Source organism: Motilimonas pumila, assembly GCF_003596335.1.
Classification (GTDB): domain Bacteria; phylum Pseudomonadota; class Gammaproteobacteria; order Enterobacterales; family CBDFNC01; genus Motilimonas; species Motilimonas pumila.
On sequence record NZ_QZCH01000184.1, the window covers coordinates 1 to 509 of the forward strand.

The following is a 509-nucleotide window of genomic DNA, read 5'->3' on the forward strand; positions in this document are numbered from 1 at the left end:
ACCAAATCGGACATTCAGCCACGCGGCACTTTTGGGAAATCGGCTGCCCCTTTCGGCTCTACGACCTCCGCCACGCTTGGGCAATCAGAACTCTGGAGTATGGGCTAGAGGATGCCTTAGCGGCAAAGCAGATGGGGCACTCGGTTGAAGTGCACAACGACATCTACCAGCAATGGATCGATGGACATATTCACCAACGCGCCTATGAGCGATTGCTGAACCGAGCCGATCGCCCTCAGCCACCTAGTTTAGAAACGTAAAGAAAGCGAGAGAGCGAGTCCTCAAACCCGCTCTCTGTAAGACTTTCAGCATACCCCCAGGGGAATTCGAAACCACGCAATCGGTAATGAATTGTCGCTCAACTTCCAGACCTACGGCGCTCGTAGCTAGTGTTTTTAGTCAGCCAGTTCTCTAGGTCAGAGAGAGTGCCTGCCTGTTCTTTCAATTGACCACTAACCCGCGTGTTGATGTGTTCAACTCGCTCCCTCACTCCATTCATGACGAGCTGT

Annotated in this window: 1 protein-coding gene; it reads left to right on the forward strand. The window is 52.7% G+C overall.

All coding sequences use genetic code 11. From position 1 onward, the window contains the following. A partial coding sequence (locus tag D1Z90_RS22275; protein ID WP_232525353.1) for a site-specific integrase occupies positions 1–260 on the forward strand: 260 nt, incomplete at its 5' end. Positions 261–509 lie beyond the last annotated feature (249 nt).